Annotated in this window: 4 protein-coding genes, 2 rRNA genes, 2 pseudogenes and 1 other annotated feature; of the genes and pseudogenes, 6 read left to right on the top strand and 2 right to left on the bottom strand. The window is 42.2% G+C overall.

Features of this window, described 5'->3' with window-relative positions; translation table 11 throughout:
• The 3 genes and pseudogenes from BM003_RS11220 to BM003_RS11210 all read left to right on the top strand — a co-directional run.
• A 23S ribosomal RNA gene (locus BM003_RS11220) occupies positions 1–170 on the top strand; the annotation flags it as partial.
• Positions 171–240: 70 nt separating this feature from the next.
• A 5S ribosomal RNA gene (gene rrf, locus BM003_RS11215) occupies positions 241–357 on the top strand.
• Between the two features lie 829 nt (positions 358–1,186).
• Positions 1,187–1,312: pseudogene (locus BM003_RS11210) on the top strand (YdeI/OmpD-associated family protein); the annotation flags it as partial.
• Between the two features lie 119 nt (positions 1,313–1,431).
• Here the strand turns inward: BM003_RS11210 and brnQ are convergent.
• Positions 1,432–2,829, bottom strand: a complete 1,398-nt coding sequence (gene brnQ / locus BM003_RS11205; protein ID WP_093673105.1) for a branched-chain amino acid transport system II carrier protein — start codon at positions 2,827–2,829, stop codon at positions 1,432–1,434.
• A 62-nt stretch (positions 2,830–2,891) separates the two neighbouring features.
• Positions 2,892–3,150 (bottom strand) — a binding site (T-box leader).
• A gap of 265 nt (positions 3,151–3,415) precedes the next feature.
• Between brnQ and BM003_RS17670 the strand changes: the two genes are divergently transcribed.
• Both BM003_RS17670 and BM003_RS11200 read left to right on the top strand, forming a co-directional pair.
• Entirely contained in the window at positions 3,416–3,568 is a 153-nt protein-coding gene (locus tag BM003_RS17670; protein ID WP_177184759.1) for a hypothetical protein, read from the top strand.
• Between the two features lie 9 nt (positions 3,569–3,577).
• Complete coding sequence (locus BM003_RS11200; RefSeq protein ID WP_093673103.1) at positions 3,578–3,832, top strand: hypothetical protein; 255 nt, start codon at positions 3,578–3,580, stop codon at positions 3,830–3,832.
• Positions 3,833–3,952: 120 nt separating this feature from the next.
• On the opposite strand, the pseudogene BM003_RS11195 reads toward BM003_RS11200, so the two are convergent.
• Positions 3,953–4,692: pseudogene (locus tag BM003_RS11195) on the bottom strand (transposase); the annotation flags it as partial.
• Positions 4,693–4,850: 158 nt separating this feature from the next.
• On the opposite strand from BM003_RS11195, the gene BM003_RS11190 reads away from it, so the two are divergent.
• The gene (locus BM003_RS11190) at positions 4,851–7,592 is read left to right on the top strand and encodes a sigma 54-interacting transcriptional regulator (RefSeq protein WP_093673101.1); all 2,742 of its coding nucleotides are present in this window, start codon (positions 4,851–4,853) and stop codon (positions 7,590–7,592) included.
• Positions 7,593–7,652: the final 60 nt, after the last annotated feature.

The following is a 7,652-nucleotide window of genomic DNA, read 5'->3' as shown; positions in this document are numbered from 1 at the left end:
GGACGGGATAAGTGCTGAAAGCATCTAAGCATGAAGCCCCCTTCAAGATGAGATTTCCCATGATTTTAAATCAGTAAGACCCCTTAGAGATGATGAGGTTGATAGGTCTGGAGTGGAAGCACGGTGACGTGTGAAGCGGACAGATACTAATCGGTCGAGGGCTTAACCCAGAACTTTGGATGTTTTACTTGACAACGCAACTTTCGTTACCGGTTTTGAAGGCTCATGTGAGCCGGTTCGTCTGGCGGTCATAGCGAAGAGGTCACACCCGTTCCCATCCCGAACACGGTCGTTAAGCTCTTCTGTGCCGATGGTAATTGGGGGCTGTCCCCCTGTGAGAGTAGGTCACTGCCAGGCAATTGATGAGGGTGTCTCATAGTCAAAAAATTGATTTGAATCCCAAAATCTATGCATTATTTTGTTAGACGACTTGCTCGGTGGTTGAAATCCGATATTGAATCGGACTTCGACTACCGAGTTTTTCGTTGATTCTAGTTTTATTATACTTGATCCATCCCTGTATCCTACATTCCCAGAATGTATAACGATCATACCAAAAATCGCTGTAAATTCACTTGCACAGCGGTTTTTCTATTGACTTTCTGTCTGGAAAGATCGATCAACACCGGTTTTTAAATTACATGAGCAGTAATCCAGCTCTGTGTATCTATGGATAAAAAGGCTTTGACATAGGCGTATTGGCTACATGGTAATACGGATACAAAGACATAGGCAGTGATGGTTTGTCCTGTGACATAATCACTAACGGGGTGTAAAAACCGGCAAAACTGTTGATAACTGTAAGGAATTTCTCGGCGCTGTCTGCAGGATTCAACATATTCATGCCAGAGTAGAGACATTGTCACACTACTTCGGGTCATCTCCTGACGAAGATAAACTACAATCTGGTTGTTTTCTCAAATCCGATTGATGTTTTTCGGGAAAGAGGATGCCCTGAAGTTCAGAATCATCCATATCCTTCTCCAATGGCCACGAGACTCTTTTCTCTCTGGCCGGTTCCTAAGATGGCACGGACAGGTTGATACTATGGTATGGTAGTTTCAGTGCTGAGGTATTCATATCCAATCCAAATTATTCGTACAGAGCGATGATAAAACAGTTATCCAATAGGGGCACAGTACATGGGATTGAAGTTCAAATCGAAAAATAGGCAAATTTTTGAAGGTTGACGCCGGGGCGGCAAAGAGCGTATGTTCTTTATTTTTCCCAAGCCAAAAGATCGGCAACACGCGTGTCACGGGTTGAAAAATCGGTGCTGAATATTCTCAATGGAAAAGGCTTAAATGATTGAGTGGGTGGATCATCTCAAAAACAGCCCAACTGCGATGGCTCGCACAAGCATTTTCACTAAACACAAAAAGGGCAGCCCTGTCTGACAGCGGCTGTCCTTAATTGTTTTATATTGGATTATTATTGTTTTGCGTTGATCTCCGGGTTCAGCTGCATCGATGGGACGCGGCGGAACAGAGTATACGCGGCAATGCCGAGGATGCAGCCGATGAGTGCGAACGGTACCCAAGCAAAACCGAGATTAAAGAGCGGTAAATAGCTGCTTGCGAAGTGAACCAGTGATTGAATCGGTGCCGTCTGCTTCAAGATCGGTGGCAGGGCGTTGATCGTGTCAAATAACGCCGGAATCAAGGTGAAGGCCGTGGTTACTCGGTAAACGATCGGCGATTTTTTGAACAATGGTGACAGGATTGATAAGAAAATTACCGTGATCGCGAGCGGGTACAGGAGCATTAAGATCGGCAGCGACCAAGAGATAATTTGTGTTAAGCCGACATTGGCAATGATGAACGAAATGGCACAGGTAAAACGCAGGAACGCTAAATAACTGATCCGTGGGAATTGTTTATGGAAATCCTGGGCAAAGGCGGTAACCAGCCCCATCGCGGTGGTGAGGCAGGTGACGGTAGCCAAAGTGGCCAAGATGGCGCTGCCCACTGCGCCCATATAATGATTCGCAATTTGGGCGAAAGCGATCCCGCCGTTTTCCGAAAGTTTAAAGTTTGCCAGACTCATGGCGCCGATCAGAATCATGCCAAGATAAATGAGTGCTTCAAAACTGATGCAAATGATTCCGGATTTTGCGGTTGCCGCAGCGATGGATTTGGGGTTGCGGACACCCATCAGTTTAATGGACGTAATGATGGTGACACCGAAAGCGAGACCGGCCAAAGCATCCATCGTGTTATAGCCTTCGAGGAAACCGTTTGTCAGCGCGGCGTGCACATAGTCGCTCGTCGCTGCTGCTTGTCCGGCATCTCCCATCGGCTTGAGAAAAGCGAATAAGAAAATAATAAATAACAAGATTAAGAACAGCGGATTCAGCAATTTGCCGATGACGTCGATAATACGCGATTCTCTGCGTGATAAGAAATAGGTCAGTGTGAAAAAGGCGGCAGAGTAGACGAGCAGCCAGATCCATGTTTGGTTTGCCGGAATATATGGCGCAAAGCCAAGTTCAAACGGTACCGTGGCTGTACGCGGCGTGGCGAACATCGGTCCCAGTGTGGCGTGAACCAAAATGAGAAAGATCAGTGCGTAATGATGGCCAATTGGTCGGGCGATATCATAGATTCCTTCACTCTGGGTGATGCTGATGGCTATGATCGAAAGCAGCGGCAGCAGTGTGCCGGAAAGCAGGAAACCGATCGCGGCGGGAAGCCAATTACCGCCTGCCAGTTGTCCGAGATGCAGTGGAAAAATTAAATTGCCGGCACCAAAAAACATGCCGAAAAGCAGTGATCCGATGGTTAGATAGTTAATGAATGTCAGCTTGGATTGCTGATTCTCTGTGTTCATGTGTAAACTCCTCCTTGAAAATGGTAAAAATAAAAACGCCCCTTAAAAGCATCATCATGCTTTTAAAGGGCGTTGGAATACGCGTTACCACCTTTGCTTGCGGCGCCATCACTGGCTTACCGCCTCACCACGTACTGCCGACATTGACGTCGGCAAGACGCTGGCACTGTAACGGGTGCTGCCGTTGAACACTTCATTCCTCGAATGTCGCATTCACCGCTCAAGGGCTACTTTCACTTTTATTTAAGCCTGCTTCCTTTGCACCGGACGAAGCTCGCTGTTAGGTTAAATAAAAGTTACTCTCCCCATCATTGCATTTAGTTGTTCACGAATTTTGAAAGTGTTTTTACTTTATACTCTTTTTGAACAACTGTCAATGGGAGAATTATGAAAATTTTAGATGATTCAATAGTTCTGAGATCATAGTTGAAGGATTCCCTTAACAGAACTGTACGATCAATTCATCCCCACTGACCAGAAGGACGGCAGAAATGAAGAAAAATTCTAAGTGTACTATTTTTTGAAAACGTACATAATGTACGTTTGACTGGCTTCTTTTTATAATCGGAGGTGAGGAGGAGTGATTTTGCAGGATGCATTACAGGCAACCCAAGTCAGAAAAGACTTTAGCCGATTTATTGATACGGTCATTCATGATAAGCCTCAGGCTGTGAAACGTAATCACGACGTTTTTTGGTCTTTGTATCAAACAATGGTGACGGAAGCTTTTTTTGGTTAGACATTTGCTTTGGAGTATGAACAAGAGGATAACGGTTCATTAGTTGGGTCTTTGCTTCCAATTCAAGACATTGTTACTTATGGAAATTCAGTGAATGATCTACTTGATGATGCAGCAACTCAATTAGTCGAATATGCTCAAGATTATTACGCTCACTTTGATAAATATTACCATGCCCCCAATAGGAAATCTCATCTCCCATACGTTTTAAATATATTGTCTCAACAAGAGATTGACGGAGTAAAAAAACTGATCCTTGCCTAAGTGGAAAGATCTTCGAAAATATTTGGAAAACGATGATTATGTTTTCCTGAGACATAGATCAAGAGATGATATTTATGAGAAAGTGTTAGAAAATGGGGATGTTTTACGGGTTCGAGTGTCAAAGGAATGGGTAAACAGCAATTCATCAGCAGGACGTACCGATTGGATGATAACCTTTCTAGGCTTCTATCACGGATTTGGCTTGATGGATGGTTTCTTCAAAATAGCACTCAGTTTTTGAGACATCAGAAGGTACAGTTGCAGTATGATACTCGTTAGCAAGCCGTTGCAGCTGAGCATTAGACTTCAGATGAATCACGAAATAAACAGGCTCTTTTTCACATAAAGCATATAAATCTGGGATGGCAAAACCACTATCTCCACGCAAAAATAATAACGTTTCTGGAAACTTATCATTGGAACGTTTAATCAGAGGTTGAATGAAATTCACAATGCCATTTGACGTATACATATTACCCGGGCACAGCTTAGCTTCAAGAAGTTCTCCTGTCATGCCGTTAAAAGCAACTAGGGGGAACCCTATGTTCCATAATAAGAATAAGAATTATAGGCTGAGGATTCTTGCTTTCCGTAGGTATCAGAATGCGTTGCATCCAGATCAAAAATGAGACACTCTGATCTTCTAAAATGATGGACTTTATCAAAAATTTCTTGATTGGATTGACTGAGCCCATCGATGGATTGTTCGTCAAGCCATTTAAAAAACGAGATAAACTGGGTTGGGAAGCGAGTGCTTCCGTTCAAATGATGTGAGTAAATACGGGATCTTTCCTAAACTGGTCGGCCACATTATCTTCGGAATAACCAGCAACAATTTGATATAGTTTTTGACGAAGCAAGAAAATCAGGCTTTATTATAATGGTTTTGTGCGGGTTCAATTTAAACAAGATGTTTGATACTCTCGTAACTTTGGAACTTGAAATGATAGACCATTGACACTAAAATGATAAGTAAAATAGTGTCAAAGATATTTGGCTTTCTAAGTGAGGGGTTTATATGAGTGTTAAAGACGAAATCAAGAAGTTAATTGCCTATAATACCCAGAAGCTAGATGAAGATAACAGCGACGTTTTTACTGCTGGATATGTCTGCAAGAACCTCCATATACAGCGTAATACGGCAAGCCACTACCTAAACGAATTATTCAAGCAAGGTCTTCTTATTAAGATAAACACAAGACCGGTTTTATTTTTGGACAAGCATATTTTGGAAGATAAATATTCGCTTGAATTAAGTAAACAATACGAAAATGTCAACGAGTTGATGGAGAGTTTCTCAAGCACGCCAAACCATTCGATTTTTTCAAAGGTAACGGGGGCTAATGGATCACTTCACAATCAGATCGAACAACTAAAAGCAGCTGCAGGTTATCCAGTCAATGGTCTGCCTGTCCTGCTAGCAGGACCAACTGGCGTAGGGAAGAGTTACTTAGCCTACATCTTTTATCAGTATTGTATACAGATGGGCTACTTAACTTCCAATGGTAAGTTCGTTCATCTTAATTGCTCGGAATATTCCGATAATCCGGAGCTTCTTTCAAGTATTTTGTTTGGTTACGTTAAAGGTGCCTTTACAGGGGCGAAAACCGATAAAAAAGGTCTGTTCGATGAAGCGGATAATGGCATGCTATTTCTTGATGAAGTGCACAGATTAGACTCAAAAGGACAAGAAAAACTCTTTAGTTACCTTGACCGAGGTACTGTCTCGTCACTTGGATCAACTGGCTTAAATCGAAAGGTTAACGTACGCTTAGTGATGGCGACTACGGAGGACATAAAGAGTAATTTTCTTCAAACATTTATTCGCCGTATTCCAATACATGTAAAAATACCTTCTTTGCTTAGTCGACCAAAGAATGAATTAGAGCAGCTTCTCTTAGCATTTTACAAAAGTGAATCGATGAAAGTCGATAGAGCACTTGAAATCAGTCCACAGGTAAAGCATGCACTCATGCAGGCTAACTATGCAAACAACATTGGGGATCTTAAGAACTTTGTGACGCTCTCCGTTGCCAATGCCCTAGTCAATTTGCGTGAAGGGAAAACAATAGGAAACTCAATAAAGATTGACCTTAGTTGCTTACCAACAGAATTAAGAGTTCAAGAAATCGCCACCCCGCAAAGTAGTGAGACAAATAGCACGTCAATAGTGATCAATAAGAACTCTGAAATCAGTCAGCTTTCAGAACACTGTCGTATTCAATTACAGATTAATAACACGCTTAAGGAGTTAGATCAGCTGATTCGCTCCGATTCGACCACACGTCAGCAATTATTGGATAAGATCAATACATTGACTGATTTTCTTGAATCAGATGACCTGATTTCACTAGAGACAGACCAGTATGCTTTTCTTAACCGAGGCATCACATGGATTCTGGATTCATTCAAGGAACAGTTTCACGTGGATTTTATAGGTAACCTGAGTTCAGAACTTGCCAAGTACCTCTATTTGAGAAACTTTTATGTTTTTCGGAACCAGATATCTCAAATGATAGGCGCAATAACATTAGAGCACTTTCTTAACACATTTGAGAAAAAACTTCTAATATTCTTTCTGCGATTGCTTAATAATACATTGAACTATGAAGCTGATATCATTGATAGGATCGTCATTGCAGTGTACCTAACCAGCGCAGTGCTTTCAAATGAAGCCCCCACTATTCGTTGTGTATTAATTGCTCATGGAAGATCTACTGCGAGCAGTATGGCTGAAGTTGCTAACCGATTGGTTGGACGCTCGGTGGTTGATGCCCTGGACATGCCTTTTGATTTAAAGCCCACCGACATCGGACGTGAGTTGTCGAAATTTATATCTCAGCGAGAATTCCTTCAAGGACTTATTCTATTGGTCGATATGGGATCGTTGACGGAAATCAACAGTCAGATCTCCGTAGACGTGGACTTTCCAATTGGCCTGGTCACGAACACATCAACAGCGATTGCTCTTGAAGTCGCGGAAAGTATTGAAAACCACAAGAACATCGAACATATCCTGGAAGCAGTTAAACAGGAGGAGCACATAAAGACTTCTCTTATCTACCCTCAAAGAGTTAAAAAGAATATCATTATTGTGTGTTGCGCCACTGGCCAGGGAACGGCCTCAAAGATCAAACACCTCTTAACAGAAAGTTTTCCTCGAGATATGAAGGTAGAGGTGTTTCCATATGATGAAAAACAATTGGAAAACAAGTCAATCAGAGAAATGATCTTAACCAGTTATCATTGTATGGCCGTTGTTGGAACCATGAATCCATCTCTTCCAGACACCCCCTTTATCTCATTGGAGTCATTGATATCCGGCAATAGTTTTGACTACTTGGCAAGTATTCTCAGTCCTGCTGACGATCAAGAGGCAACCGAGCTCAGCGAGAATATCGTCAGGAATTTTACAATCGAACGTGTTCTTAGCCTTCTCACTATCCTTGATGCACACACGATTATGCGTGCAATCGAGCTGTTCATGCATAAATACACGAGTGTTACCAATAAATCCTTGGACAATAAAACAAAGGTTGCGCTGTACGTGCATATTAGTAGTCTCGTTGAACGTTTGATAAGAAATGAACCAATTGAAAATTACGGCGATCTTAATGGACTTATTCGTGAACATCAACCTGAATTGCGAAATATTAAAGCCGCATTTAGTGTCATAGAGGAAATGTATAGTGTCAAAGTTCCAACGACAGAGCTCGCGTACATTTATGATTTACTGGATAAAGTCCCGCAACAACAGTGATTTTCATACTAATTAATGGCGTGCCCACTAAGTGGCACGCCATTTGCTTAACTAATATTG

This window comes from Sporolactobacillus nakayamae, from assembly GCF_900113325.1.
Classification (GTDB): Bacteria; Bacillota; Bacilli; order Bacillales; family Sporolactobacillaceae; genus Sporolactobacillus; species Sporolactobacillus nakayamae.
Note: the sequence above shows the minus strand (reverse complement) of the source record. Positions and strands in the feature narration are given on the sequence as shown.